31 protein-coding genes, 1 tRNA gene and 1 pseudogene are annotated in these 24,263 nt (G+C 40.6%); 2 read left to right on the forward strand and 31 right to left on the reverse strand.

Going from position 1 to position 24,263, the window contains the following annotated elements; all coding sequences use genetic code 11:
- Nucleotides 1-16: 16 nt before the first annotated feature.
- From GTH24_RS14930 to GTH24_RS15080, 31 genes and pseudogenes are all read right to left on the reverse strand, one after another.
- A complete protein-coding gene (locus GTH24_RS14930) occupies nt 17-346 on the reverse strand; it encodes a phage tail protein (protein WP_164526609.1) in 330 nt (109 codons plus the stop codon).
- Nucleotides 347-3,364 carry a phage tail tape measure protein gene (locus GTH24_RS14935; RefSeq protein WP_164526610.1) on the reverse strand — a complete coding sequence of 1,006 codons (3,018 nt, stop codon included), beginning with the start codon at nt 3,362-3,364 and terminating at the stop codon, nt 347-349.
- Nucleotides 3,333-3,608: a phage tail assembly protein T gene (locus GTH24_RS14940; RefSeq protein ID WP_241253972.1), complete on the reverse strand. Its 276-nt coding sequence runs from the start codon at nt 3,606-3,608 to the stop codon at nt 3,333-3,335. Before GTH24_RS14940 ends, GTH24_RS14935 begins: the two co-directional genes overlap by 32 nt.
- 65 nt (nt 3,609-3,673) lie before the next feature.
- A complete protein-coding gene (gene gpG / locus GTH24_RS14945; protein ID WP_164526611.1) occupies nt 3,674-4,063 on the reverse strand; it encodes a phage tail assembly chaperone G in 390 nt (129 codons plus the stop codon).
- Nucleotides 4,064-4,134: 71 nt separating this feature from the next.
- Nucleotides 4,135-4,596 (reverse strand): annotated as a pseudogene (locus GTH24_RS14950) (phage tail tube protein); the annotation flags it as partial.
- 11 nt (nt 4,597-4,607) lie between these two features.
- Entirely contained in the window at nt 4,608-5,003 is a 396-nt protein-coding gene (gene gpU, locus GTH24_RS14955) for a phage tail terminator protein (protein WP_164526933.1), read from the reverse strand.
- Complete coding sequence (locus tag GTH24_RS14960) at nt 5,003-5,566, reverse strand: phage tail protein (protein WP_164526613.1); 564 nt, start codon at nt 5,564-5,566, stop codon at nt 5,003-5,005. The genes gpU and GTH24_RS14960 overlap by 1 nt, the downstream gene beginning before the upstream one ends.
- 9 nt (nt 5,567-5,575) lie before the next feature.
- Nucleotides 5,576-5,848 carry an ATP-binding protein gene (locus GTH24_RS14965; RefSeq protein WP_164526614.1) on the reverse strand — a complete coding sequence of 91 codons (273 nt, stop codon included), beginning with the start codon at nt 5,846-5,848 and terminating at the stop codon, nt 5,576-5,578.
- Nucleotides 5,849-5,859: 11 nt separating this feature from the next.
- The gene (locus GTH24_RS14970) at nt 5,860-6,201 is read right to left on the reverse strand and encodes a capsid cement protein (RefSeq protein WP_164526615.1); all 342 of its coding nucleotides are present in this window, start codon (nt 6,199-6,201) and stop codon (nt 5,860-5,862) included.
- Between the two features lie 88 nt (nt 6,202-6,289).
- Nucleotides 6,290-8,278 carry a ClpP-like prohead protease/major capsid protein fusion protein gene (locus GTH24_RS14975; protein WP_164526616.1) on the reverse strand — a complete coding sequence of 663 codons (1,989 nt, stop codon included), beginning with the start codon at nt 8,276-8,278 and terminating at the stop codon, nt 6,290-6,292.
- Nucleotides 8,244-9,734, reverse strand: a complete 1,491-nt coding sequence (locus GTH24_RS14980) for a phage portal protein (RefSeq protein ID WP_164526617.1) — start codon at nt 9,732-9,734, stop codon at nt 8,244-8,246. The genes GTH24_RS14975 and GTH24_RS14980 overlap by 35 nt, the downstream gene beginning before the upstream one ends.
- A complete protein-coding gene (locus tag GTH24_RS14985) occupies nt 9,731-9,946 on the reverse strand; it encodes a hypothetical protein (RefSeq protein WP_072062679.1) in 216 nt (71 codons plus the stop codon). The genes GTH24_RS14980 and GTH24_RS14985 overlap by 4 nt, the downstream gene beginning before the upstream one ends.
- Nucleotides 9,943-12,048, reverse strand: coding sequence for a phage terminase large subunit family protein (locus tag GTH24_RS14990; protein ID WP_164526618.1), 2,106 nt, complete (start codon nt 12,046-12,048; stop codon nt 9,943-9,945). Before GTH24_RS14990 ends, GTH24_RS14985 begins: the two co-directional genes overlap by 4 nt.
- A complete protein-coding gene (locus GTH24_RS14995; protein WP_072069170.1) occupies nt 12,048-12,548 on the reverse strand; it encodes a DUF1441 family protein in 501 nt (166 codons plus the stop codon). The genes GTH24_RS14990 and GTH24_RS14995 overlap by 1 nt, the downstream gene beginning before the upstream one ends.
- A 260-nt stretch (nt 12,549-12,808) precedes the next feature.
- On the reverse strand, nt 12,809-12,949 hold the full coding sequence (locus tag GTH24_RS15000; protein WP_164526619.1) for a hypothetical protein: 141 nt from the start codon (nt 12,947-12,949) through the stop codon (nt 12,809-12,811).
- A gap of 19 nt (nt 12,950-12,968) precedes the next feature.
- A complete protein-coding gene (locus GTH24_RS15005; RefSeq protein ID WP_082151788.1) occupies nt 12,969-13,190 on the reverse strand; it encodes a hypothetical protein in 222 nt (73 codons plus the stop codon).
- Between the two features lie 10 nt (nt 13,191-13,200).
- Nucleotides 13,201-13,578: a hypothetical protein gene (locus GTH24_RS15010; protein WP_141650201.1), complete on the reverse strand. Its 378-nt coding sequence runs from the start codon at nt 13,576-13,578 to the stop codon at nt 13,201-13,203.
- Nucleotides 13,579-14,469: 891 nt separating this feature from the next.
- On the reverse strand, nt 14,470-14,877 hold the full coding sequence (locus GTH24_RS15015; protein WP_224215380.1) for a lysis protein: 408 nt from the start codon (nt 14,875-14,877) through the stop codon (nt 14,470-14,472).
- A gap of 37 nt (nt 14,878-14,914) precedes the next feature.
- Nucleotides 14,915-15,493, reverse strand: coding sequence for a phage antirepressor N-terminal domain-containing protein (locus GTH24_RS15020; protein ID WP_075673907.1), 579 nt, complete (start codon nt 15,491-15,493; stop codon nt 14,915-14,917).
- A 199-nt stretch (nt 15,494-15,692) separates the two neighbouring features.
- Entirely contained in the window at nt 15,693-16,112 is a 420-nt protein-coding gene (locus GTH24_RS15025; protein WP_036934635.1) for a structural protein, read from the reverse strand.
- A complete protein-coding gene (locus GTH24_RS15030) occupies nt 16,105-16,422 on the reverse strand; it encodes a phage holin, lambda family (RefSeq protein WP_115350922.1) in 318 nt (105 codons plus the stop codon). The genes GTH24_RS15025 and GTH24_RS15030 overlap by 8 nt, the downstream gene beginning before the upstream one ends.
- A gap of 99 nt (nt 16,423-16,521) precedes the next feature.
- A tRNA-Pro gene (locus tag GTH24_RS15035) sits at nt 16,522-16,594 on the reverse strand.
- Nucleotides 16,595-16,659: 65 nt separating this feature from the next.
- A complete protein-coding gene (locus GTH24_RS15040) occupies nt 16,660-16,908 on the reverse strand; it encodes a hypothetical protein (protein WP_115350921.1) in 249 nt (82 codons plus the stop codon).
- Nucleotides 16,909-16,979: 71 nt separating this feature from the next.
- Nucleotides 16,980-17,189, reverse strand: coding sequence for a hypothetical protein (locus GTH24_RS15045; protein WP_115350920.1), 210 nt, complete (start codon nt 17,187-17,189; stop codon nt 16,980-16,982).
- A gap of 105 nt (nt 17,190-17,294) precedes the next feature.
- Entirely contained in the window at nt 17,295-17,492 is a 198-nt protein-coding gene (locus GTH24_RS15050) for a hypothetical protein (protein WP_064720843.1), read from the reverse strand.
- Nucleotides 17,493-17,701: 209 nt separating this feature from the next.
- Nucleotides 17,702-18,868 carry a 5-methyltetrahydropteroyltriglutamate--homocysteine S-methyltransferase gene (locus tag GTH24_RS15055; protein ID WP_064720844.1) on the reverse strand — a complete coding sequence of 389 codons (1,167 nt, stop codon included), beginning with the start codon at nt 18,866-18,868 and terminating at the stop codon, nt 17,702-17,704.
- Nucleotides 18,869-19,108: 240 nt separating this feature from the next.
- A complete protein-coding gene (locus tag GTH24_RS15060) occupies nt 19,109-19,492 on the reverse strand; it encodes an antiterminator Q family protein (RefSeq protein WP_075673909.1) in 384 nt (127 codons plus the stop codon).
- Nucleotides 19,492-20,466: a DUF7146 domain-containing protein gene (locus GTH24_RS15065; protein WP_164526620.1), complete on the reverse strand. Its 975-nt coding sequence runs from the start codon at nt 20,464-20,466 to the stop codon at nt 19,492-19,494. The genes GTH24_RS15060 and GTH24_RS15065 overlap by 1 nt, the downstream gene beginning before the upstream one ends.
- Nucleotides 20,463-22,028 (reverse strand): DEAD/DEAH box helicase, encoded by a 1,566-nt coding sequence (locus tag GTH24_RS15070; protein WP_164526621.1) that lies wholly within the window; start codon nt 22,026-22,028, stop codon nt 20,463-20,465. Before GTH24_RS15070 ends, GTH24_RS15065 begins: the two co-directional genes overlap by 4 nt.
- A 282-nt stretch (nt 22,029-22,310) precedes the next feature.
- A complete protein-coding gene (locus GTH24_RS15075; RefSeq protein WP_072065067.1) occupies nt 22,311-22,559 on the reverse strand; it encodes a hypothetical protein in 249 nt (82 codons plus the stop codon).
- Complete coding sequence (locus GTH24_RS15080) at nt 22,552-22,776, reverse strand: Cro/CI family transcriptional regulator (RefSeq protein ID WP_072065068.1); 225 nt, start codon at nt 22,774-22,776, stop codon at nt 22,552-22,554. Before GTH24_RS15080 ends, GTH24_RS15075 begins: the two co-directional genes overlap by 8 nt.
- Before the next feature lie 95 nt (nt 22,777-22,871).
- On the opposite strand from GTH24_RS15080, the gene GTH24_RS15085 reads away from it, so the two are divergent.
- Nucleotides 22,872-23,579 carry a LexA family protein gene (locus GTH24_RS15085; protein WP_072065069.1) on the forward strand — a complete coding sequence of 236 codons (708 nt, stop codon included), beginning with the start codon at nt 22,872-22,874 and terminating at the stop codon, nt 23,577-23,579.
- A 34-nt stretch (nt 23,580-23,613) separates the two neighbouring features.
- Nucleotides 23,614-23,955, forward strand: coding sequence for a DUF3024 domain-containing protein (locus GTH24_RS15090; protein WP_072065070.1), 342 nt, complete (start codon nt 23,614-23,616; stop codon nt 23,953-23,955).
- The last annotated feature ends 308 nt before the right edge of the window (nt 23,956-24,263 follow it).

Here is a 24,263-nt window from a genome sequence, read left to right on the forward strand (position 1 = left end):
CCTCAATTAACAATATTTAAGATGCAACTTGTTCGAATTCAGCCGTTATTTCAGTTCTAATCATCCCTGCTGAAGACGACCATTTTCGACATAGTACCTTAATTAATTCTGATTGATGAGGTGGCTTCCATAAAAATGCAGTAACACCAGCATGTTTTTCTAAAAATGATTCAATCTGCAAGCTTTCATTATTTATATAGATCAGCGTTACATTGTATTTTTTTAGATTATTATTAATACCATCAGTGCGACGCTGTTCATAGCCGTCGCCAAACTTCACTGATTTTACTCGAGGCTCAAACTCCTTTTTCATATCAGGTTTAACTTTCCACTTAAATATTTCCATCTACATAGCCCCACCATCACGACGCTGGCTCATTATATAGTCCTGAGCACCTCGCTTACTGATTTCATAAACCTTTTTCAATGCTTCAGGCCCTATCTGACCATTGCTACCATCATTTTGTATGGTAATGTGATAATGCTGGGTAACGCCTCCTCCCTGATTGGGCATTTTCGCAATAACACCCAGCTTCCCATCAGCACCACGGCGCAAAGGGAAAATACCTTCTGGCCCAGCTTCTCCCATCAAGCCCGCACCTTTTGCAAAAGCAAACATGGTGGGCTTATGCACGATCTGTCCACTGTAAGCACTTAAGCTGGCTGAGTTGTAAACCCCGCCGTTCGCATTCGCAACGGGGGCACCAAAACCAAATCCCATCGCCTCTATTCCTTTAACCAAAGACATTTTAATAAAGATATCCGTCAGCATTTTGAGGATCGATTTTGTAAAGTCTTTGAAGTTTGCTTCACCATCAACCAGTACATTAGTTAATTGGCTACTAAACCCATTAAGGGCCATAGATGTGGCATTTTGCACTTGAGAGTTAACATCAAGCGCGGTGTCTTTATAGTTACCCCATGCCGTTTGGGCGCCCGCTAACCAATCAGCCCGTTTCTGATCTTCAACCTCATAGGTTTTTTGTTGCTCGGCTAACATATTATTTAGCTGTGGGTTCTCTTTTTGTCCCGCAAGAAGTTGAGCTCGTTCTAAGTAACGTTGTTGCTCTCTTGCTGATTTACCCATGCTTTCTTCAATCGCTTTACGTTTTTCCGATTGTTGAGCAATATATTTATCAGCCTGATCTTGCATCTTATTTAAACGCTCTTGCAAAGCAACTTTATCGCCTTCTATCGCTAATGCTTCCTTTTGAATTAGGATACTTTCCTTATTGGCTAATAGCGATTTTTCAGCATTATCTAATCGACGAGTCAACTGTGCTTGTTCTAAGATTGCAAATTGCGCCTGCTCTTTTTGAAAGTCTTTACGTTGCTGACTAATAACATCATTAGCACCTTTGTGATCTTCAAGGATTTTCAATTGAGCTTTCAATGCTAATAAATCACGAGACGCTTTTTCTTCTTCACGATCGCCTGCAGAAACTTTATAAGGTTTACTTCGACCAGAGCCCGGCATTTGACGGTCTCTTAGTCGATAATTAATCATTTTTTCATATTCTTTATACTCTTCTTCAGATAATGCATGTTTATTAGCGTTTAACTTTGTAAGTTCTGCATTCCTCTTTGTTTCCCAGCTTGCATACTTATTATAGAATTCTTGTTTAATTCGGAATTTATTTACCTCTGATTGGCTAGCTACTTTTTCAGCTTGATCCTGAGCCTTTTTAAGATCAATATCAGCCAACTTCTCTTTGAGTTCAGCCACCTTGGTTTTTAACTCATCCGGTGTCATATTTGTTTCAGCAAAGAAAATACCTTTCGATGCGGGGTTTATTTGGAACTCAACTAACATTTGCTCATATTCGTTAATCTGTTGCTTTAGGTCTTTTGTTCGCCCAATATTAAGCATCGCATCCCAGCTTTTTTTGGCTGCGTCCTGAACCCCCTTCCATGCAGACTCTAAAAAACCAAGATTTTCAACAATATCATTAGCACCATCATTGATAGATTGCGCATAAGCATCGATTGCCAATTTAGCTGCTTCTGTTTTATTACCTTGCAATTCGAGCGTTCTTATTTGCTCTAATTGGGATGCCGTGAGGTGGTGGTTCGCTTTTTCTAATTCAAGCGATATTTGAAGCGGTTCATCTTGTAAGCGTTTAAACTGATCAATCGTGGTATCAATCGCCTGCCCTGTGATGTAATTCATCTGTGCGGCCGCTTTTGAAACACGGGAAATCTCATTATTGGAAAACACACCTGTACCGACAACACTCGAAATAGATGATGCCATTTCACCACGTGTAATACCGCCACCAGCCAGTGTCCGTGCCATTTCATTTAATTGGCTGGCAGATTTATTGGCGTAGTTACCGGTTAATATCAGTTGTTTATTAAATTGAAAAAACTCTCTTTCCGCATCATAGGCTAGCTTTGCAACGCCAGTTAAACCTGCAGTGATCCCTCCCCAGATACCACCACGAACCAGCGAGCCCATATTAAAGGAGTTGGCAATACCTTGAAGACGACCAGATAATGACTTACTGTTTTTATCAAACTCTTTAGTTTCTTTGTTAGATTCAGCTAATCGACGAATATAGATCTCGGCTGAAGAACTGACACCAAGTTGAGAGGCTTGATAACGTAACATCTGTTCACGACTTAAATTTTGAGTGGCAACCTGTTCTTTTAGTCGCTGAATAAACCGTGTTTTTTGCTGTGTTTGTGATTTTTCTTCACGACTTACTCTTTGTGTTTTTTCTGCTATTTCAATAAGAAGGTTATTATAATCCTGTTGATGAAGCTTTCCCTTTTTAAACTCTTCAGCTAAGCGTGCTTTGATTTTCGTGAATTCAGCAGTTTGATTGCTTAATTTGGATATACCATCTAATTGCTGATAATAGCTTTCTGCAACTGCGCTGTATTCATTACGCATCGACCTTACTTTTGCTTTTAACTGCTCTTCTGCGTTAGAAAAATGCTCCATCGACATTTTTCCTTTATTAAAGCTTTTGGAGAGATCTTTAGTCACCTCTATTAAGCCTTCTAAAGGATTACTGGCTTTTAATGCATTTTCAGCTTGAATTAGAAAATTATTAGCGAGTTCCGCTGATAATTTTTTAGCGACAGCTTCATCACGAGCAATACGTTGAGCGTATTCTGCTCTCTTTTCTTGAGATATTTCTTGCTGATTATTGAGCTCTTGAAGAGATTGCGCAGTACTCTCTGCAGAACTGCGAGCAGATTGCGCTTGCTGTTCAACCAGTTGAGCCATGCGTCGTTGGCTGGTTTCGGCTTTTTCTGCGGTTTCTTGCAGTTGACGTTCAACACGCCCCATTTGTTCTTTAAAATCTGCTGTTTCAGCACATAAATTAATCGTGAGATCCGCTATTTGTTGGCTCATATCGTACTCCGCCCGCTATCCCTTCACTTACCGCCATCATGGTTTCATCGTCCATATCAACAGCGGGTTTTCGTAACAACACGCTAAAATCCTCTGGCGATAAATTATCACTGCCACCAAAAACACTGGCGACAGTGAAGTTAAGTCCAGAAAAAGCATGATCAATGAGTTGGAGGGTGAAGGGAGTTTCATTAAAGAAGTGTAACCAATCAGCGAGCTCGGTCGCTGTCATTTCGCTGAGCATCCTGCGCCAATCCGCGCGTTTAAATTCGTGTGACAAACGCAGGATAAATTGATGTTCACGGGCAACTACTTTTCCAGTGACTCTTCCTGTGCATCACTTTGAATATTTTCATTTTCCGCGCCTTCAACTTGTGCCATCCCGCTAATCACCAGCACTTCTTTAGCTGCAAGACCGAGTGCTTCAGGATTCCACGTTGAAAGAACATCATTGTAAATTTGCTCAACATCATCTGAACAACCGTGCGCTAATGAACGAGACACTAACCAGGTGTTCGATTCTGTGTTTGCACGAATAATCAGGGCTGTTTTTTTAACACCTTCCACTTTTTCAATATCGTCGTTTTTTTCTGATTGCTCGACTAAAAAATCAAAGTATTCAATGCGTTGAAGTGCTGATAATTCATATAACGCAATAGACTCACCACCGTAAGTAAACTCTTTTTTCTTTAAAAACATGTTGTTAATCCTTACTCAGTATCTTTTTTAATGGTTGCGCCACTTTTACCCTGCTCTGAAGCAGGTTTGATTTCTTCAGCCAGCGCTGGGCGACCGCTATTGGTGATCTTGATGGTGCGGGTGATCACTTCTTTTGCGGGTACTGACTTCCCAAGCGAACTGACCCAGCCACGATAAATATCGACTGCCCCATTCGGATAACTAATGCGATAGTGACGAACATCACCCAGTTGAAACCAATCAACCAGATCTTTTTGCCCTTGCTCACCCGGTTTCCATGCCAGCGTAATATTGGCTTCACCTGCTGATTTTTCCCCCTGAGCAGTCGCTTTCCAATCTGCATCTTCATCGTCAAGATAGGTATCGTCATAACTGTCTGCGGTAATTTCACCCGGCTGTAACTCTTTAATTTTTGCCAGTCGCGTCCAATCCGTATCATCAAATGGCGCTTTTAATGGGTCTTCGGTACCGCTATAAATCCAAAGCGTGGTACCAGCACCTTTTACGGGTGCCAATGGGTTTGGTGTAGGCATAATGATTCCTTTTACATTGAATAATTAATTTGATAATTGAGATCGACAGAACCCCACAACCCCATTTCTTCATCACGATGGTAGTCGTAGCCATTGGGAGTCATGTTTTCGATAAGATCGGACAGTGCGGGAATAGCCGTCAGTGCGGGATAAATCACGGCTTCAACCCATTTATCTAACTCAGCATCTGGGTTATTTGCACTGAGAAAAACTTCTATGTGAACGATCGCTTGCCAGCTGTCTTCATCAAGGTTTTCACCCGTTGAGACAGCATCCGTGATATACACGGCAACCGCTGGGAAGTCGTTTTCATCCACAAAAAAAGGGCGACCATCAAATACTGTCGCCCCATTGGCATGAGGCTCAATCGCCTCTTTAATTGCGTGTCGGATCTGCGTGTGTTTGATCACCAAACCCTCCCTTTTATATAAAGCCGTAATTGTTGCTTTAATGCCGATGCCATTTCTTTTGGCATATCAGATTGAACCAACTTTTCTGACTCTTCGGTGTAAGCTGTTGTTAACGGTGTGACGAGTGGTATTTTAACTACTTCGATGGGATAACGACTTTTCCCAACTCGCTGAAGAATGTGCCAGCGCCCATTATCGAGCTGTTGAATAAAGGCATTAGGAAAAGAAAATTTTCCTACTTTCAATACACTTCCTGCTCCTTTCTGATTACCTCGTTTTCTTGATAGTTGAACGCACGCACTACCCAAAGCGATGGCGGGTAAATTACCCCGGTTTATCACTAATCTAGCACGTGGCGTTTTATAGCGACTGCTCGCTCGACTAAGTCGAACACGTTGACGGATAAGGCGTTGAGGTACTTTGGTTTCAGATGAAACCCGTTTAACACTATGACTAATAACACGCCGAGCAACACGGTTGATCGCCATTGCTGTGGCTTTCGGTACCATTTCATCATTAATGCTATTCAAGTTTTTAATGGCTTGCTCTAACCCTTTCATATCACACACCTATTTAATCCAAATATGTGGTTTACCATTAAACTTTTGATGCCGAGTGATTTGGTAAGTTTTGCCATCAATTTCAACATGATCCTTACGGTCAGGTTGATAGGTTGACGAAAAAATAACATAACTTACCCCATCACCACTCATCGGCCCCAATTCAGGGATAAAGTGAGATTCGAGTGCTTGATAAATAACACCATTGATACGGATGGGAACCCCCATCCGTTCTTCGGTCACGTTATCCATTCTTTTTACCAACCGTTCAAATGGATTCATCGTTTTCTATCCTATGGCGTACCCGCTGGTGCGAACACATTGAGTTTAACCGTGACATTTTCACTCGATGCATCCGCATCATCCCAAACCACACCAGTAGGTGTACCACCTGTATCCACCACGACATTGTCTTTAACTAAAGCCATTGCACCGGCTTTTAAGGCAATACCGGCTTTCTTGTTCAGCAAGAAAACACCTTCTGAGAAACCATCACCTTTTTCACTAGGTTGAATATCAGTAATCACAACACAAGCAATGGCGCCAACGTGCACCAGTTGACCACTTTTAATGATCTCTTTTGTGCTATTAACCAGAGCAATTGTGCCACCCTGTTGTACATAATTTTTAGCCATAAAAACTCCTTCCGATGCCAAAGCACCGGATTTTAGATATAAAAAAAGCCCATCAGGGCATCAGGGTAAAACGAAGAAAAAAGACGTCTTATTTACCAGAAACTTTTAGCAGACCGCGATAATCAACCGGTGCCACACCTGCATCAATACGTACCTTGGTGGTGACACCATCAGAGGTAAAACCTTCAAGCTGATCAATATACGGCACATCAATCCCATTTAAGTACGCCACTTCAATGGTGTCGCTACCTTGACGGGAGGCCATATACCAATCTTTTTCGCTTGCATCATCTAAACGAGGTTCGGCAATAATTTCCGCTAAATCGCGCACTGGGTTAATAATATTAGAATTAACATCCGCGCCTTTCACGCTACCTGATTTAACCACTTGGATAGCTTGCGTTTCCAGCGTGGTCGGTACCAACATAAACGCAGGGCGAATATTGAGCGTACGTTCACCTTCTTTTTGTTGACGCATGGCGGTACGCCCGGCACTGATGGTTTCTACATCCATCCCGCCCGTGATCATGTTTTTATGATCGGCACTAAACAGCGCTTTTTTATCGCTCATTTTTTCATTGTCGATAAGCACCGCATACACTAAATCACCGACTGTCGCTTTAGCTGCACGACCGAACTTCATTGGCACATCTGTCAGCATGTTCATATCATCATTGATGATGGCTTGACGGGTAATGCTAAATAACTCGCCGTAGGTCGCCAGCGCGATGGTTTCGCCTTTATCATCCAGCGTAACGTACTTATACTCAGCCCCCTCACGCACTTGACGTAAGGAAGGAAATGCCCCTAATCCCACACGATGTGCAGTTTTAAAGTCACTGAGTTGACCTTTTTTCGTCCATTTTTCAAAGGTTTCGTCGTTTTCTTCCCAACCAAGCAAAATCGCTTTATTCGCGACATCCAGCAGGATATTACCGAAATCAGAAGTACTATGCGTAAAGGCCATCCCAATCATTTGCATCGGATTATACGTGGCCACACCAACACCACGTTCTGTCAGTGATGCGCGCGCTAATTCACGCAGTGTCATGCTATTAAAGGCATTATCTTTTTCATAATCTTGATAACCCGCACGCGCCATCACAGAAGCACGAACACAGTCACCCACAATATTACCGTTTCCTGCGTAAATATGCGCATTACCTTTATTTGATGGCTCAGGATTTTGTTGTTGTGCAACCGTGTTAAGTAATTGCTCACGCGCTTTCTCAACAGAACAATTCGCATCCGCTAAACAAGTGATCATCAAATCATTGTGACGACCTCCGAACATGGCAAATAAATCTTTAATCCCATTTAAGCGCGTTTGCTCATTCGCATAGGTGGCGCTAGGCAGTGGCTCTGGTGCTGGGGCTGTAATAGGTTGTTGAATAGGTGTGGTCGTGTTTTTAGGGGTAATTTGATTTTTAATTGCACTTGGCATAGATGAAAATTCCTCAATTCGTTTAGATGTAAGACTTGCCATTGCTTTCACTGGCTCAATCACTTTATCGGCGAAACCATGTTCAACACACTCGTCACCGTCAAGCCATGTTTCCTGCTCCAACATGGCGGTAATTTCTTCGGTTGTTTTTCCTGTTTTAGCCACATAAGCAGGAATGAGTACGTTTTCTAACTTGTCGAGTAAGTCAGCATATTCACGCATATCATTCGCATCCCCCCATGAAACGCCCCACGGTTTGTGGATCATCATCATGGCATTTTTCGGCATAATGACTGTATCACCCACCATCGCAATGACTGAGGCCATTGAAGCAGCTAATCCATCGATATAAACCGTGATTGTTGCAGAATGGTTTTTAAGTTGGTTATAAATGGCAATACCATCAAATACCTCACCACCCGGTGAGTGAATATGCAGATTGATATGACTAAGATTACCCAGCGAGAGTAAATCTTCTGTAAAGCGTCTTGCGCTAATTCCCCACCCGCCGATTTCATCATAAATATAGATATCCGCAGTTTGGTCTTCTTTGGCCTGCATGCGAAACCAGTTTTTTTCAGTTACTGGCCCCGACATTTTAGGCATCGTTATCAGGTTCTTGTTGCTTAGCATCTTGTGCCCCTTTGTCATTAGCAGGATCAGTATCAAATACCAGTCCCAATCGTTCATTTTCGTCAATTTCGGCTTTACGACGTCGTTTCACATCCGCAGGGTTACCCCCTTTTGCACGTATCCAGTCACTTTCTGTTGACGCACCACCACGTAATAAGGTTTTCCATGCCTCAGATTCTTTCTTCGGATCAATCCACGGCATCACAGGGCCACTGTAAACCGCATTAAACAGGGATTTAGCATCAACATCAGGAGGCACAGCAACCACACCACTGGCTATCGCCATTTTTAACCAATTTCGATACATCGGACGGCTAATGCCTGCCACAAAGGTATCTTGAAAAATGTTATAACCTTCAAATGACTCCACCAGCTCTTGTCGCTGAGCACTATAAGTACCGTTATAGTCACGAGCGATACTGGAATAACTGCCCCGACTGCCTGCAGAAACCGCACGTAGTTGCCCATTGCGAAAGGTTTGTAGATTAGGGTTGGGGCGGTCTGATTTGATCATGCCCACTTCTTCGCCCGGCTTTAAGCCGTCGTAAATCATGCCCGGCTGAATATCGATGTTACGTTGTTCATCTTCGTCGTATTCACCATCAGGGAAAGAGCCGGCATCCCCTTTTTTGATGTACATACCCAATGAAGCTGCAATACGTGCAGAAGTTAATTCCGCATCTTCGTAATCTTTTAACGCACTTAAGCGTATTAAGATCCCCGAAAACAAACTGACACCTCGCGCTTGATGAAGCCGACGAGTGAATTTCAGGTGTAACATATTTTCAGCATCAATAGTTTTAATATCCCCTAAATTGGCACTGAATTGAGGGAGGTTTTTATACACCTGATACCCCGTAGGTCGCCCCCACTCATTGAATTTAATGCCTTGGATAATTTTACTTTCAGGCATATTCATGTGGATCGGCACAAAGTCAGGCTCTAAGGCTTCGAGCCAAAAATAGATATTGGCTTGAGGGTCTAGCCCTTTGGCTTTACCTTTGACCAGTTGAGCAAACACTTCACCATCACGTAGCCACGTTCTCACCAATAAACGTTCTAATACAGGGCGACTAAATTGCCCTGTCACTTCGGGTAACACGGACCATTCCGCCCAGGCTTGACGAATTTGCGACGCTAAATCCTCATGGATTTGCCCTGCGCCATCTAAGGGTTGTGGCTCAACAATAATGCCTTTTGCCCCGACAATGCGCTCTTCCATCTTGTCGAGAATACCAATAGAGATATCGTGATTGTTATCTAGCCATCGCGCTTGCTCCCGTAATGATGTACCACCAAATTGAGTCAGCTGGTTACCATTGCGATTTTCACGTTTAGCGGGATGAGTGCGAGTGGGTAAAACAGCTTCATAGGCTTTAATTTGTAAGCGAGAACGGAGACGTGAGGCTTGCCAGTTTGGGGCGAAATAACCAATGGCGCTGTCTAATAATGTCATCTAAACCTCGCTAATTTATACATTGGATTACCTCGTTTTCGTGATATCAACGCCGATAAACGGGCTTCCCAACGCTCCCGCCCCTTAATGATCTCGTTGAGATTTTCCATTGTCATGGCTTGCCCATTAAAAGTGATGGATTTGCCTTTTAATACCGCCTCTTCCGCTAAACGGTATTGCTCAATCATGTGTTCAATTTCTTCTTTCGTCATATCCAGCCTCCGCTGTTTGATACCGGTGCCCATGCTGATACGGCAGGCGTTTCCTGTTTTTGGGTTTCGGGTGAGGGTTTTATTTCAGGCTCTGTGGCGATATCGGCAATTGACGGGGATGAGGAAAGCATTACATCAGGCAATCTCGCCCATTTAGGCGGTTTTTCCCAATTAATATTCTCGTATCCTTTTAATATCACCAAGGCATGAGCGTAAACCATCAGGTCAAATGCCTCATTAGCGCCTCGACCCGGCTTTTCCCAATGCCCTTTTTCATCACGCTCTTCATACGTCAACTCGTCATAGAACGATTCATCCAGCCAGTCAGGAAAATGAATATAATTAGGCCCCACTGTATCTCGCGATAACGCGGAACTGATCCGGTCTTTAAGTTGGTCTGTTTGCAGTAAATAAAGAGGCACATCCCCTTTGGCTTGGGCGCGCCGTTCAGAACGACTGGTGTTATCAGGGAATGATTTAGTGATTAACTTACTGCGTTTATGTCCATCTCCTTTAAAGAGATAAACTTTACGATGCAGCCCTTCTTTTCGACAACGACGCCAAAATTTATAGGCATTATCAGTGACACCATCTTCACCGCCGGAGTCCACCCCCAACATCATGATCCCCATTTCATGGTGAGGATAATGTTGCAATGGATAGGTTTTCTCTAATACATCGGTAATTAATACCTGCCAATCTTCGGGATACGAACCCGGATCAATTCGACGGCATTCGCCGTTATTGTCATAACGTAGAGATTGTGTGATTTCAAAGCGGTCAATCACCCAGCGTTCGCCTTTTTCACCGTAACCGACCACTTGCATCACAAAGCGTCGTTTTTTACCGCCTTGCACGTCAACCGTGGCAACCAAAAATCGCACACCATCTGGCACAATTGACTCTTCCCAGTTTTCTACACGATTAATGAGCTCATCACTCCGACGCTGTTCTTGTGCAACTTTTGGTAAATAAGGCAAACCCCAGTCTGTATTAGTCACTGACTTTAATGTTTCTTCACTGCCCGTTAATTCATATTCTTGCTCTGCACCCACAAACTTATTTACTAATTGAGCCCATGTTTGATAAGCGGCAGCTGGCCCTTCCATCCAAAATGATGCAAATCTTGAGTAGCGAGGCTTACCCGTTATTTTCCCTGTTTTATCAATTGATTGCCCCTCTATCAGCCATACGCCTTTATTGTTTAATGTTCTTTTTTGGTCATGTTCTATCTTTGATAAACAGTGAGGGCATTGAAGATAAGCATTTTTACCTGCTTCAAAGGGATCGTCCGTTAATGAAAATCCAACCATGTTATCTTTTATAGGTTGAAAATATTCACCGCAATGAGGGCAAGGCCAATACCAACGACGGCGATCACCACGGTTATAAAGTGATAAAATACCTGTTGTTGGCGGGGCTTCATGAGGTAACGTTCGACTCCACTTTGTATTTGTTATTTCACGACCAGGAGAGCTCTCCACCAGCGTCATACCAGCCGACATAAAAGTGGTTGTCCGTTTTGATGCTAGCGAAAATGCATCACCTTCACCGTCAATATTCTCAGGAAAGCGGTCATAATCAGTTAAAGCAACAAAGCGATAATCTGATGACGACATAATATTGACAGTTGGCCATCCTATTTTTAGATAATTCCCCGCTCTGAATGTTTTATCGTGAACGTTATTATCATTGGTGCGAGGACTTAACCGCTTTGATACCTCTTTACTAACTCTAAATGTTCTATCCAACCGTTTTTTAGAGTGCTCTCTGGCTTTATCCTCTGTCATTTGAATTAATAAAAAATCAGCAGGATCACAGACAATGGTGTAAACAATCCATCCATCAATTAGCGCTAAGGATTTACCTGTTCGAGCTGGGCCTACAAAAATAACAGCATCATATCGCCTTGATGTTAAACAATTCATAGGCTCAATAATATAAGGTGTTAAAGTATCATCCCATGGTAATGAACTACCACCATCAAGAGGAACACGCATATATTTCTTAACAGCTTCGGCAACAGGTAATCTATTGGGTGGTTTTAATAGTGTGGATACATCACGCCGGATGGATGAAGCGGAAGCAAATCTTACTATCATTATTCCTCCATCGCTTCTGCATTATTCACTTCACTGGATAGCAGCTCTCTCATTTCATCAATAACAATTTGAACCTGCACTAATTGTTCTGCAGTCCATCCATGATCTCGTTCTAACCGGTCTGGCCATGTTTCCAGAACCTGAGCAATAGCCTTGATAATAACCGCCATTTCTCGATGAACTTCTGATGCTGGAATAAGTTGTTTTAATGTAGTTTCAAATTTGATTCTTTCATTTTCAGACTGATACCAGTCTTTTCTATCTTTAGGAAACATGAGGTCTGGATCTTGAATTCCTTCCCCACCCTTACTGTCATCTGCAAAAATTATTGGCCCAACATCTCGCAATGCATAAACAGGGTTTCCTCTGACTGTATTAGCAATGGGAACATTAGCTTCTAATAATCTCTTTTTAACTGTGCCTCGGTTTAGCCCGAATGCCTCAGCAATCTTTGCAACACTCCAGTTATAGGCGTCTCCCAGATTGCTGACATTAGACATCGACACCTCACTTGGTCAGGTGATTTTCTTATTTTGTAATAAAAATCAATATGATAAATAGCATTGAGCTGACAACAATTAAATAATATTGTCACCTCAATACTGTTTATATCTATATATATCAATCAATTATGAGACCTGTTGCTGACACCATGAAAATCAGAAAACTAGCCGTTTCCCGCGTGCGCGTCGCCCCGTGGAGAGGGTACCCTGCCGGGAGTACCTTTTGAATTATGTATAACAAAATCAATTTATTATGATTAAGGTTTCTTTGGTGGTGGGATAGGATTCTTAATCTTATGCTTGGGCTGATACCCACTAGGGTTTAAACTCTTATCCTGTAATTGTTCATCTAATTGTTTTCTGAATTGATTGGGGTTCTTAAAGCCTTGACTAGCCATAGTTATTTCCTTTTGATTGTTAACCACCGTAATCTATCTGTATTCGTATAGCCTCTTCATAAGTTGCATTCCGCCAATCAGTCATGGTTTTGATATCATCATTTGAACTATCTAGAGGATATCGTGAACGCTTCACACTAACCTCAACTTGCAATATCGATAACCCAGAAAAAGCCTGTCGTCTAACTCTAAAGCGCCCAGTCAAACCAGTCTCTGTGTTTCTATATTTAGGCATTGGCATGTTATCCCCTTTACTTCTGACTGCACCACGTTCTGTTATTTAGTTCACTCACAGCTTGTGCCCACGCTTGATGCTGAGTTTCCATTGCTTTCTTAAGCTCAGTGATAGCAATATCTTGACTATTGGCTCGCATGCGTAAATCTGCCAACTCAGCCTTAGCGTCCTGCTCTAGCTTATTACTGACAAGCACACCATTGAACACAGCCGAATTAATAAGGGCATCTTTAATAAAAAACTCACCTGAGGATTGAATGAAGAAAGGTGGAATTGATTTAGGTTTCATACCTACATCTTGCATCAGTTGTTTAATGCGAGTGAGTTGCTCCTCTAACTTATCTAACTCAGTGGTATCTACTGAGACTTTTAATTGAATAGTGTTATCTGACATTGTGTTCTCCAATAAAAAAGCCATCAGCGATTAACTGATGGCTATCTAAATAAACTCTATCAACGCCACTCAATGAATGACGTTTGTAGAATTAAATGTGTTATGTCTCTCCATAGTCACGCCGTTTCTTCTACCTACAGCTGACGTTGCTGATAATGACCGAAAATAGCTAAGGCGGTGGTATTCATTGTTTTTGACTCTCACTATGCGCTATCTGTCGAGAATAAAACAGGTCATGGCTAACATAGGAAACAGCGACAATGCGGCGCTTCTTATTACGTAATGGTAAAATAATAGTATGATTATCACTGTTATATATTTGCTTTATTTCAGCCACCCTGTGGATCCCATACCCACAGGGTTATTTTTATTTTGTATCCATTACACCAATCAAAATTAGATAACTAAGAATAATCTACTAGTGAATATACCTACTTAAGTAATAATAAAAAATTCACTATGTTTGTATCTAATTACATCTTGATAGTATTGCCCAGCCTCCCATGCTGGGCTTTTTTTATTCTTTTGGAATGCTTTTATCCAGTTCTTCACGGAATTTAACTGGATTATCTGAACCTTCTACTGCCATGATATTTCTCCATTAAAAAGCCCCGCTATTGCGAGGCGATTGTTTTCTAAAAACTTACGTTGATTATTAACAGATTGGCTTAGTGGATATTGGTAATCTATTGTTTTCACACATACTAGTGAAAGCCCTGTGGGAGCCCAAACTCACAGGGTTATTTTTATATTGCGCTGTTTATTTAGGTAGGAGATAGATAAGAATAATCAATCTGGTATATATATTTACCTAAGCTATACTAAGTAAACATCGCTATACTTTAATTGATATCTTGTTAGTTTGCCCTCGTACCCTACGTAGGGCTTTTTTTAGTTCACACACTCCGTCCTAATATAATCCTGTAATCCCAATATCACTTGCTCTGATTCTGCAATTCGCTCTCGGAGTAACCAATAATTTCTGATAGCGGTGTCAGTAGGTCGGGCGGTGGTTGCATTAGCCACGCCGGAGGTGGAAGTGGTAGCGCTCTTTGGACATTCGGCTTTGATGTACACCCTGTCAGGATTACGCCCAGCACTAACGCGCAACCTATCAATTTCAGCTTTTGCATTTGTGAGTTCCATCGTGTGTGTTGTATCAAGTTCATGAAGTGAGTTAATGCGCTTTTCGTAATCGGCCATTTCAACCACAAGAGAGTCGTTTGTTTTCTTTAGCTCTTTATTCTCTTTACCAAGCTCAATCATTTCTTTGGTTGAAAAGAATAGAGCAACACACAAAGCTCCCCATAATAAAATGGGAAACCAGGGCTTTAACTTATTCACAACTACCCCTCGTTATTTTACCTTTACCCGTTTCCATCAAAATAAAATCAAGTACCATTTCCCCTGCTTTTTCTTTTAGGCTCTGAATTTTATTTTCATGTTGAGGCTTAACATCCTTCCAAGCGTTTAACCCTTTGCCAAACTTACTCGCAATCGCTTCATCTCTTTTAAAATCAGCACAAGCTTCATTGAGTTGTTCCATCACGCTTAACTTGCGAGGGTTAACAACCACCCCTTCTGTCCAATATTGATAAAGGACATCATCGCATTCATCCTGAAATCGAATAACGTTACCTCTAATTTCAGGTTTAACTTTGTTAGGGTAAATAGTCAGCATCCAAGCTGAAAGTTTTCTAAGTTGTAGGCAAATCATTGATTGCTCACCACCCTTAGAAGGTATTGCGATTTCCACAATACCTTTACTAAAGCGTTTTTTTAACTTAGTAAACTGTGATGCCCAATTTAATCCCATACCTTCAATTATTGGCTTCATGGGAACATACGGCTCATTGTTATGCTCAACAACATAAAGCTCGTTATCATAAAATGGAACAGTAATTGTATTAGTCATAGTGTCTACCTTATTTAGTAATGAACCTTTGCCGAAATAGGAAATCAGCCCATCGAAGCGACACCAGCTTTAACTGATCCCCTCAAAGGCTCATTACCTAAATATTGGCTCGATGTGATTTGCACTTTCGGTGTGCGTAAAACGTGGATACAAAAAAGCCCCGCAAATGCGAGGCTATGAGATAGGATTAATTATTGAGTTAAAGTAACAACCAAGCATCTTCAAAGACTTTTTGTGAATACGGTTGATAGCCCAACTCAACGCCCACGATTGCTTTTGCTAAAGAGATAGCAACTGACTTTGATTGAGTATCTATCTTGTCATTAATACCAACACCAATCTCTTTTGATGCACGGCTAACATAACCATTCGTGTTGTTCTCAACTGGCGGTGCATACTTATTAATAATTGCTGATACTGAGTTCAAACCATATTTACGTTGATATGTTTGAGTTAGTTTATAAATTGCTCTGATGCCATACTCTGGCGACTCAAAGACACAGAATCGAGGGTTAGGCACTCCAGTTTCAATACCGACCAAACCTTTCCATTTATTACGTGGGTTATAGTCAATGTTGCCGGGGTTATTGTTTCGCTCACCGCGTGCTGGTTTAGTCATTTTTCAGCCCTGCCTTACCCTTAATGAGTTTACTTAATCCATCCACACCGACATACCCAATGAATACACTAGCCAGATATGCCAATTCATGATTAAGTCCAAGTAGCGTTAAGAGGTCCTTTACAAACCATGCAAACAACGCACACATGGCACCATCAAATAACGTTTTCCTCCAGCCACCTCCGTTGTATTTACCACGTAGAATAGCCATGCTAGTTGCTAGCGCTGCGCTAATGCCTTGTTCCTTATGGGCGTCGATAACTTGGAATACTTGATCCCAAAACTCAGGGGTTTCTTTCATATGACTCATACTCACCCCCTATTTGGAGGAATTAGTTAATAGGATGCCACGCACAGCTCTTGTGTGAACGTGAGGTGTTGTGATTGATTCTGTGGTCGGCATAAGTGAGGCTCCTTTCGGGATTCGAACCCAAGCCGTCCATCCGAAGATAGCCGTTCTACCATATTGAAACTAAAGGAGCATATACGAAACCATTTCGGTGATATCAACAAAATGGTAGAAATAAAAAAAGCCACCGAAATGACCTTACTGGCAAGCTTTTCTGCCTCTGGAAATAACCCGAACAGTATCACCTGTTACTGTCGTAATGTAAGCATGATCTGTACGCTTAATATCAAATGAAGGGATAGCATCTTTCTTTGTGTGTTCAACCCGCGCCACGATATCTTTATTTTCTGATTCTGGGTAAAACTCTAGGCGGTACATTTCTCCTAAGCAGTGGACTTCTTCCACTTTACGACCTTCACGTTCAGTAATTAATTTAAGTGCGTACATAATTTCGTTCCTTATTTTAGATAATAAAAAAGACCGCCTAGGCGATCTTTAATTAACTCACACACTTTTATTTATGATCTATGGCATGCCTGACAGCACCAATAACAACCATCCGCAGTTTTATAACCTTTAGCCTTTGCTTGAGCAACAGCCTGTGTGCAATTAGAAAATAATCCTAAATACTCTCTATTTAATATAGTAGGTAAATGACTACAACCTTCTTTATGCACTTCATAATCTCCATGGTTGTCAGTGGATGTGTGAACATAATAACGATACATAAATACCTCCTGTTTTTGTGTACACAAAGAGATAATATGTTAATTAGTTAAATTATACTTACTATTAGATCACATACTACTGAGCCATTCGAGTTCATAGTGGTTTTATTGTGGTTTTTTCATGCATTCAGAGCAAAGAACCACCATACCAGAAGTGACTCTTTTTGCTTCTTGGATAGCATTATATTCTCCAAAATAGTATCCAAGATAAAATCGTCTCTCGGTTAAAAGAACTTTTTTACAAGCGTCTTTATGTAATGTGAACCCTATACCATTTATTGCGTTTGTTAAATAGTAGTCCATCGCTCATTCCATGTTTAGTTTCATTATTATGTTTTTTAAAATTAGCAAAAGAATTATAACGATACAACCGATAACACCATTAATACTTACCCACAAAGATAAGTATTACACAAATAACAAAAACCTCGCCAAACGAGGTTTTGAAAAAACTATCAATAATCTCACGATATATAGAGTCTTATGAGTAATAACGTTTTCAGTCTGTGGGATTAATATTTCCAGACTTCTTGAGCAATCTCTTTTACTAATGCAATTTTATCCCATTGTTGCTCTTCAGTTAATGCATTCCCTTCTTCAGTTGATGCAAATCCACATTGAGTACTTAAACATAGTCGATCTAATGGTACGAACTTACTAGCTTCATAGATTCGCTCTATTACTTTTTGTTTACTCTCTAACTCTCCAGTTTTTGAAGAAATTAATCCCAGAACAACTTTTTTATTGCCTGAAACATAAGATAACGGGGAGAAATCACCAGCTCTATCTGTATCAAACTCTAAATAATATGCTGATACATTTTCTCTTCCAAAAAGGATCTCAGCAATCGGTCCATAGCCACCACTAGCTGCCCATGTAGAGCGATAATTACCTCGGCAAACATGCGTTGTTAACACTAAATCTGATGGTGCGTTTTTAATAGCTTCATTATTCAAATAAACAAGCGTTTCCGCTAATGAGTTTATATCATTGCTTATTACAGTATGATCTGAATGGCATGAGCAACTATTTACACTTTCGCTCTCAGCAATACCTGAGTTGTGATATCGAGAATCAACCATCATGCCCCAAGTACAATCATCTAATTGCAAATTACGACACCCTACAAGATATAACTCTTTTATGAACTCTTGATAAGCACCAATAATATCGTTAATTAACTCATCTTTTGAAGAATAAATTACATTAGTGCTATCTAAATTCTCTGGCCGATAAAGCTCTTTGAAAAATTGAGCTGGTGCAGGGATCGTTAAACGAGGAACAATATTATCCTCAGCAAATTTCAACAAAAATGAAAAATGTTCAATAAAAGGGTGGTTATTTCCAGATATTTTTCCTGTTAATCGAGCCGTCTCTGGACGAGTTTCAATACCATCGAATGAATATCCTTTAGATAAAAAGGCTTTTTCAACGCCGTTTAATCCCCACATAAAGTCTAAATGCCACCAGCTACGACGAAACTCACCATCGGTAATAACATGTAATCCGGCTTTTTTCTGCTTTTCTACTAACTCAATGATCGCTTTATCTTCTATTTTTTTTAATTCATGGCTAGAAATAGTGCCATTAGCATAATCGCTACGTGCTTTATGTAGATATTCAGGTCGAAGGTAACTACCAACGACATCAGCTTTAAATGGAGGGATGTTAGTGCTCATTCAATATATCCTATATTTTCTTATTAAGAATTTTGCTACCAAACATAGCATTAATAAAAAAAATGGATATTGAAACTATTTCATATTTAATATGAAGCTATTTCATTTTAAAAATTAAAAGCGCAGACAAAGAGAATAACCAATAAAAACACAAAACCTCACTTTAAATGAGGTTCATAAGCTAGTTGACCTTGATGTCAGTCTTATCACAATATCATCATTTTTACGTACGTAAAGTTTTTATATGATTTTTTCTACATATCGATCCATTTCTAAGGAAACATCTAGCATCATTAACATACCTTCTATTATTCCTTCTGCCTTTTGTAATTTTTTACCTATATGCCCATCAGAACAATTGTGCTTGTTAGCAAGTTGCATAAATGTCATTCCGAATAAGTAATAATCAAGCAATAGATCATGCATATCACTATTCTTTTTATTCAATTGCGCCATACAACTAGAAATAATTATTGCATCGTCTTCACAGCATTGAGGACGAGCTTTAACCTTGCTTGGTATTAATCCACTAAATCCCGCAGCAATCGAATACCATTGAACCGACTCTGTATTATCTGCCGACCATGCACCCCATCTTTCTAATACCTGTTGTATATCACGCATTACGCCACTTCCTTATGTTGTCTTGAAAATACTAACTCTCTTACCTCACAAGCTTCTATTAGCATGTCATTAAAATCACCATTATCAGGCCATCTCACACTGACCGTTTCTACATCATTATTAGAAAGTAGGTTTTTATGTGCGCACTCCATAGCTGCAGCATGACCTGCCGCATTCCAATCCATATCTGTAAAGATAACAAGGTGGATAACACCTTTTGGTGCTTTGAACTTTTTCATGAAGTTAGTATTGATGACCGACCAAGTATTTACACCATAGAGTTGCTTACAGGAAAGTGCCGTCTCGATACCTTCAGCTATGCCAAGTGTGGTATCGACAGGAAACATTCTTATCGCGACAGATTCTGCATACTCTAAATAGTTATCTTCCTGCACCGCGGTCATTTTCTTCACAACATCAAGAGGGGCTTTTTTGTCTCCTTGTAAATATGTTCTATGTAAATAACAAAGTTGCCCTTTAGCATCAGTAGCTAGTGACCAAATAGCTTGAAATTTGTCAAAACTATTACGAACAGGTTGATGATCACAATAACGGACGTTATCAAGTGGTAACTCAAAAACACCTCGATTCTGCAAATACTGCATGGCTGGTGTATTTTTAAGTATGGGTAGTTTGGAATAACAGCCCGTAATACGTTGGAATAAATTATTCTTATTTATTTTAGTTGGCAAAATAGCTTCTTTTTCTCGCTGATTACCAATCAACACATCAATTTCATCTGCTAATGTTTTAAAGTCTTTGCCTTGTGTTCTTTCCAGTAATTGAAAGCCATTACCCGAACCACACGTACAGATATAAGTTCCTCTCCCGTCTTTATCATCAATACGAAATTTTCCTTTTTGACCACAGATAGGGCACTTTCCTTTAAAGTGCTTACGCCCTGTTATAGGAGGTAACCCATAATGTGCAAATATTTTTGCCCATAGCCCTTTTACGGCATCAATTGTATTCACAGTAAACCTCCTTGCTGTGGCTGGTGGCTAATTTGAGTGCGTAAATTTTGAATATTGACTTGTGCCTTCTTGCGAGACTTCGCAAAGGCGATTTGTTTATATTTAATAAAATTGCTCACTTCGGGCGTGATTTCTTGAGGTGTGTTATGAAAACCTTGTGGCCATACGCCAAATTTATCTTTGAAAGTATTGGATACCCAACCATCACTGATGGGCTTGCCCTGTGTCGCACGCTGATTCTGGTAGTATTTCAATTGAGACCACCAGCTTTGCTTATCTTCACGGGTATAAGCACGCTCTTTTTTATTCAACTTTTTGATGTTTCGGCTAGTATCAACATCGATATCTTCACCCACTAAAGGTTTAAACCCACATTTAGGGCAAACATAAACACCTGCTGGCTTCATGTAGTGACAAGAGGAGCATTCTTTCGGTTTCTTCTCTCGTTTTTCTTGCTCTCGGCTAGACGAAGATTCATTCATGCCGTCATTTTTGGTAGGTAGTTCGTCATACTCAATGTCATCGGGATAACCTAAACGGTGAACTGAGCCGGAGTGATCAAAAATAAGGCAAGTCTCTTTCCCTGGCGCAGTACGCAATCCTCTACCAATCGCCTGACACCAACGAATCTCTGATTTAGTTGGGCGAGCGTAAATAATGCAACGGACATCACTATCAAAGCCGGCAATCAATGTTCCCACGCTCACAAGTATCTTAGTCGCGCCTTGCTCAAACCGATGAATAATGATCTGACGCTCATCATGTGGCGTATCTGCAGTGATCACCTCAGCATTCACACCTGCACGATTAAATTCGACGGTGACAAAATTGGCATGACTGACTGTGACGCAAAAGCAAATCGTAGGTAGGTTTCGACCATTCACCAACCAGTTATCAACAATATCCCCCACCAAATCAGCACCACTCATAATTTCAGCAATTTCAGCTTCTTTGTAATCACTGCCGAACTCTGCGTTGCTGGACGATTTTACTTTTGATAAGTCTGGTTTAGTTGGTGCATAGAACTCATATGAGCTTAAATCACCACGCTTGATTAACTCTTTCATGGTGGTGGGCTTGATTAGTGTTTCGTAGTAATGACCAAGGAATGGTACAAAAGGCGTACCGGACAAACCAATTACCTTGAATTCACTTTCACTGATCACTTCTAATATTTTCTTACGGCGTAAATGCGCCTCATCGATAATGAGTAAATCGATGCTGTCTGGAAAATCTCTACGAATAACGGTATCTGCTGATGCAATTTGAATTAAACGGGTCGGATCGTAATTAGGATGATCGCGCCATACATAGCTAATCTCTTCGGCTGGCAAGCCATACTCAATAAAACGACTGGCTGTTTGATCAATCAAAATTGTGTAAGGAACAAGAAACATCACTCTCATTCCACGCTGAATATGTCCATCAGTAATAAACGCAGCTAATGCCGTTTTTCCGCTTCCTGTTGGGCTATAAATCATGAATGTTCTATTTTGCTTCCATGCCTGACGTAACATCGTCAATCCGCGTTCCTGTGCAAAATTTGGTGTGATTGTTAACATCGGTTTCCTCATTTGATAATTAGCACTGCCAAAGGAAGGGATTTATTTTTATCTGGACGTCTAAACGGCTATTGGCTTTTTAACTCCTATAGAGATCTATATTTAAGATCTACTCACTCCCTTGGCTGTGCCTTCCCTAACACCCCTTTCAAAGATCACCCCCCTTTCCCCCCTAGAAAGTTTTCCCCTCTTTCCCCCCTAGAAAGTTTTCCCCTCTTCCCCAGAAAACAATCTAGACGGCTAAACGTCTTGACTTCCAACGCCTCCTAAATCTAATTACTGCTAAATCGATAACGGCTTTGCTGTATAACCTTGCATTGCTCTCTGATAACGCTTTATGAACTCTCTTAATCTGACGTTAGCTTCATGGCGAGCTTTGTTGTCTTTACGGTAGGGAACTTGTTCTCGTTCCCATTCCGTTTGATACACTTCTGAATATTTAACTAATGCCTTTTGCCTCATACTTGGGCTTAACTTTGTAAGTTGTTCCTGAATCCACTTAGCATCATCAGGAAAGTAGTGATCAGGCATCGGCATATTGATTTGGTGCACCTAATTGCTCCTTGATTTTGTTTGGAAATGGCTTTATTTCTTCAGCTTCATACCCTCCTAAGCCATTAGTGGAAATGTAAATAATTCGCCCTTTTCGTAAAGCTTGGCTAATTGCAGTTTGATGTACGCCAAGTAGCTCTGCAGTTCTTCCTTGCCCATTTTTTCTAACAAACTCGGATAAAAGTTCTTTTTGCATTTAATGCCTCCATAAACAGAATAATACTATAGATATTATTATAATCAATACCTATAGTATTGGAATATTAATATTAATAGTATTAGGATGTATTCATGAAATTAGAGAAAAAACTGACGACAGAACAGCTTGAAGACTGCTATAGGTTGAAAGCTTTGTATGAGTTAAAGAAAAAAGAGCTTAATCTAACTCAGCAGCAAATAGCTGATGAACTAGATATTAGTCAAGGAGCCGTTGGCCATTATCTTAATGGGCGAAATGCTCTTAACTTACAAATTGCCTCTGTTTTTGCTAAAAAACTACAAGTATCAATATCTGAATTTAGCCCATCCTTAGCTAAAGAAATAACAGAGTTATCAAAAGGATTTGATGCAAATGTTAGCAACCCAAGGCCTTATCGACCAGCTCCCAAATACCCCGTTATTAGCTTTGTTCAGGCGGGGAATTGGACTGAAGCCTGTGAACCATATACGTTGAGTGAGATTGACGAATGGTACGAGTCTGAAGTTGCTGTTCAGGGATCTGCTTTTTGGCTTAAGGTTGAAGGTGATTCAATGACAGCGCCAACGGGTATCAGTATTCCTGAAGGATCATTGGTTCTAGTTGATACAGGAAGAGAGCCTATAAATGGAAGTTTGGTGATAGCTAAACTGACTGAAACAAATGAAGCAACATTCAAAAAACTTGTCTTGGATGGTGCTAAATATCTTAAAGCACTAAATCCTGCTTACCCGGCTATTACGATCAATGGCAACTGTAAAATTATTGGTGTTGTTGTTCAGATGATGATGCGTTTTGTATAACGAAATGGCCTGACGACACGTTTTAGGAGGAAATATGGCGTTTAACAATATTGAGATAGCAAATATTAGACGGTGTATGGAATTTTTCATGGAAAAACGCCGCCCAGCAGAGCACCTAAGGGATGAATTAGATTTACAGTATCGTATCGAGGACGACTCAGTAATTATCTTTGAAATTAGGCAACTAATATGGAGTGATGGCAGAGTAGAAGAACCTATAGCAAAAATCACACATAATAGATATTCGAATTCATGGTCTCTGCTTTGGATGGATAAAAATAGTAACTGGCACAACTGCGATGAAAAAATGTTAGGTAGTTTCTCTGACGCTATTAAGCTCGTCGAAGATGATGTACAAGGCTGCTTCTTTGGGTGACGACACGTTTTAGGGTGTGGGAAAGATAAATTTACCACACATAATTGATAGTGACACTACAGGTGATGTCATATAATATGTCTAGAACACAAGATGTAATTAATTATCTAATCAGTAGGAAGAAATCTATATCTTGTAATGGAAGCAAAGGATTGTTGCTACAACTCGAATCTTTGGGTTTTGAACATAAAGAAGGTAAAACGGTAGGACACCGTATATTCATACACCAAAGATTGAGCTCTATGTCAGATTACAAAACGCATTCAGTGGATTGTGGTCACAAGCCAAATAGAGAGATGAAGTCAGCA

The sequence above is a fragment of the Proteus vulgaris genome (assembly GCF_011045815.1).
In the GTDB taxonomy this organism is placed as follows: Bacteria; Pseudomonadota; Gammaproteobacteria; order Enterobacterales; family Enterobacteriaceae; genus Proteus; species Proteus vulgaris_B.

Excerpts from the sequence above, each read along its gene's own strand:
- GTH24_RS15070 (WP_164526621.1), bottom strand. The coding sequence starts at position 22,028 with ATGTTAACAATCACACCAAATTTTGCACAGGAACGCGGATTGACGATG.
- GTH24_RS15055 (WP_064720844.1), bottom strand. The coding sequence starts at position 18,868 with ATGAGCACTAACATCCCTCCATTTAAAGCTGATGTCGTTGGTAGTTAC.
- gpG (WP_164526611.1), bottom strand. The coding sequence starts at position 4,063 with ATGTTTTTAAAGAAAAAAGAGTTTACTTACGGTGGTGAGTCTATTGCG.
- GTH24_RS15050 (WP_064720843.1), bottom strand. The coding sequence starts at position 17,492 with ATGGACTACTATTTAACAAACGCAATAAATGGTATAGGGTTCACATTA.
- GTH24_RS14995 (WP_072069170.1), bottom strand. The coding sequence starts at position 12,548 with ATGTCTAATGTCAGCAATCTGGGAGACGCCTATAACTGGAGTGTTGCA.
- GTH24_RS15000 (WP_164526619.1), bottom strand. The coding sequence starts at position 12,949 with ATGGCTAGTCAAGGCTTTAAGAACCCCAATCAATTCAGAAAACAATTA.
- GTH24_RS15060 (WP_075673909.1), bottom strand. The coding sequence starts at position 19,492 with ATGCGTGATATACAACAGGTATTAGAAAGATGGGGTGCATGGTCGGCA.
- GTH24_RS14930 (WP_164526609.1), bottom strand. The coding sequence starts at position 346 with ATGGAAATATTTAAGTGGAAAGTTAAACCTGATATGAAAAAGGAGTTT.
- GTH24_RS15010 (WP_141650201.1), bottom strand. The coding sequence starts at position 13,578 with ATGTCAGATAACACTATTCAATTAAAAGTCTCAGTAGATACCACTGAG.
- GTH24_RS15020 (WP_075673907.1), bottom strand. The coding sequence starts at position 15,493 with ATGACTAATACAATTACTGTTCCATTTTATGATAACGAGCTTTATGTT.
- GTH24_RS14935 (WP_164526610.1), bottom strand. The coding sequence starts at position 3,364 with ATGAGCCAACAAATAGCGGATCTCACGATTAATTTATGTGCTGAAACA.
- GTH24_RS15045 (WP_115350920.1), bottom strand. The coding sequence starts at position 17,189 with ATGTATCGTTATTATGTTCACACATCCACTGACAACCATGGAGATTAT.
- GTH24_RS15085 (WP_072065069.1), top strand. The coding sequence starts at position 22,872 with ATGAAATTAGAGAAAAAACTGACGACAGAACAGCTTGAAGACTGCTAT.
- GTH24_RS15080 (WP_072065068.1), bottom strand. The coding sequence starts at position 22,776 with ATGCAAAAAGAACTTTTATCCGAGTTTGTTAGAAAAAATGGGCAAGGA.
- GTH24_RS14970 (WP_164526615.1), bottom strand. The coding sequence starts at position 6,201 with ATGGCTAAAAATTATGTACAACAGGGTGGCACAATTGCTCTGGTTAAT.
- GTH24_RS14980 (WP_164526617.1), bottom strand. The coding sequence starts at position 9,734 with ATGACATTATTAGACAGCGCCATTGGTTATTTCGCCCCAAACTGGCAA.
- GTH24_RS14940 (WP_241253972.1), bottom strand. The coding sequence starts at position 3,608 with ATGCTCAGCGAAATGACAGCGACCGAGCTCGCTGATTGGTTACACTTC.
- GTH24_RS14985 (WP_072062679.1), bottom strand. The coding sequence starts at position 9,946 with ATGACGAAAGAAGAAATTGAACACATGATTGAGCAATACCGTTTAGCG.
- GTH24_RS15040 (WP_115350921.1), bottom strand. The coding sequence starts at position 16,908 with ATGTACGCACTTAAATTAATTACTGAACGTGAAGGTCGTAAAGTGGAA.
- GTH24_RS14965 (WP_164526614.1), bottom strand. The coding sequence starts at position 5,848 with ATGAATCCATTTGAACGGTTGGTAAAAAGAATGGATAACGTGACCGAA.
- GTH24_RS14990 (WP_164526618.1), bottom strand. The coding sequence starts at position 12,048 with ATGATAGTAAGATTTGCTTCCGCTTCATCCATCCGGCGTGATGTATCC.
- GTH24_RS15030 (WP_115350922.1), bottom strand. The coding sequence starts at position 16,422 with ATGAGTCATATGAAAGAAACCCCTGAGTTTTGGGATCAAGTATTCCAA.
- GTH24_RS15075 (WP_072065067.1), bottom strand. The coding sequence starts at position 22,559 with ATGCCTGATCACTACTTTCCTGATGATGCTAAGTGGATTCAGGAACAA.
- GTH24_RS14960 (WP_164526613.1), bottom strand. The coding sequence starts at position 5,566 with ATGAAAGGGTTAGAGCAAGCCATTAAAAACTTGAATAGCATTAATGAT.
- GTH24_RS14975 (WP_164526616.1), bottom strand. The coding sequence starts at position 8,278 with ATGCTAAGCAACAAGAACCTGATAACGATGCCTAAAATGTCGGGGCCA.
- GTH24_RS15090 (WP_072065070.1), top strand. The coding sequence starts at position 23,614 with ATGGCGTTTAACAATATTGAGATAGCAAATATTAGACGGTGTATGGAA.
- GTH24_RS15005 (WP_082151788.1), bottom strand. The coding sequence starts at position 13,190 with ATGCCAATGCCTAAATATAGAAACACAGAGACTGGTTTGACTGGGCGC.
- GTH24_RS15025 (WP_036934635.1), bottom strand. The coding sequence starts at position 16,112 with ATGACTAAACCAGCACGCGGTGAGCGAAACAATAACCCCGGCAACATT.